Source organism: Spirillospora sp. NPDC049652 (genome assembly GCF_040675125.1).
Taxonomy (GTDB): domain Bacteria; phylum Actinomycetota; class Actinomycetes; order Streptosporangiales; family Streptosporangiaceae; genus Spirillospora.
On sequence record NZ_JBFAOF010001437.1, the window covers coordinates 1 to 1336 of the forward strand.

The following is a 1336-nucleotide window of genomic DNA, read 5'->3' on the forward strand; positions in this document are numbered from 1 at the left end:
CACGACCGGCGTGGCCCGTGTCGACCGCGGCTTCACTGTAACGAGAAGGTCTGTCAGAGGCCCCTCCGGCGGCGATGTCGCGCCACGATCGACGGGGCGGAAGCGGCCCGGACCAGCGATCCGGACGCACCCCCCGACGCTTTCCGTCAAAACCGAATAAAAGGTCCTTATCGGGTGTCCGATTCGGTGGTGTCAGTGGCGCGTGTGACCCACGGTAAGCCGCGAAGTGGCCGGTGAAACGGCTGGTCACCCGTGCGGGTCGGTCACGGCCCGGGCACGGCTGGCCGAAGACGTTGACGGCGGCGCGTCCGTCCCGCGAGCATGGATCGCCCGACGATTCGGAGATCTCCACATCCGAGATTCCGGCGGGCGCGAAAGGAGCACGTGGCTGCCCCCATGAAGAGCGACCAGCGGGCGACGAGCGGACGGGGCGGGCTCACGACGGGCCCGGCGGCTGGCGGGCTCGGGTCCACCGGCCTCGGCACGGCGGGCGGGCAGCGGCTGCCGAGCGCGCCGCGCGAGCGCAGACCGGCGCTCGCGGCGCTGGCCGTGCTGCTCGTCCTGGGCGGCGCGCTCGCCAGCGCGTACCTGGTGATGGCGAGCGGGCAGCGGGTGTCGGCGATCCGGATCGGCCAGCCGGTCGCCGCCGGGCAGCGGATCCCGCTGTCGGCGCTGCGGGAGGTCCAGGTCGGCGACACCGGCATCGAGTACATCGCCTGGTCGGAACGTGCGAAGGTCGCCCAGACGTTCGCGGCGGTGCCGCTCGTGCGCGGCGCGCTGCTCACCAACTCCATGGTCAGCCGGACCAACGGCGCCGCGCAGGGACGCATGATCGTCGGCCTGTCGCTGAAGCCCGGCCAGTTCCCCGCCCGGGGCCTGGAGTCCGGCAAGCACGTCAGCCTTTACGCGGTCAGCGGCGGCAGCGGCGGCAACGGCGGCGCGGCCACCCGGGCCGGCGCGGTGCTCGCCCCGGACGCGATCGTCGTCGGCGCGTCGTCCGGCGGCAGCGGACGGCTCGGCAGCGACGGTCTCAGCCTGGACGTGGCGGTCCCGCCCGGCCAGGTCGCGCAGGTGACCCAGGCCGCCTCGAACGGGCTGGTCGCGGTCGCGCTCATCCCGGACGGCACGCAGCCGCAGGCGGGCGGCGGAACGGACGTCCCGCCGCCGAACGGCGAGACGCCGTCCGGCACCGGTGACACCCCGAACGGGACCGCGCCGTCCGGATCCTCCTCACCCCGTCAGCCCGAGCGCCCGAAGCGGACGCCCGGCACCGGCGGAGGCTGACCGTGGCCCTCATCGCGCTCGCCGCCGACAAGGGGGCCCCGGGCGTCAAGAC

1 protein-coding gene is annotated in these 1336 nt (G+C 74.6%); it reads left to right on the top strand.

The features are described from left to right. The first annotated feature begins 384 nt into the window (after nucleotides 1–384). Nucleotides 385–1284 carry a hypothetical protein gene (locus AB0J52_RS40875; protein ID WP_500188619.1) on the top strand — a complete coding sequence of 300 codons (900 nt, stop codon included), beginning with the start codon at nucleotides 385–387 and terminating at the stop codon, nucleotides 1282–1284. The last annotated feature ends 52 nt before the right edge of the window (nucleotides 1285–1336 follow it).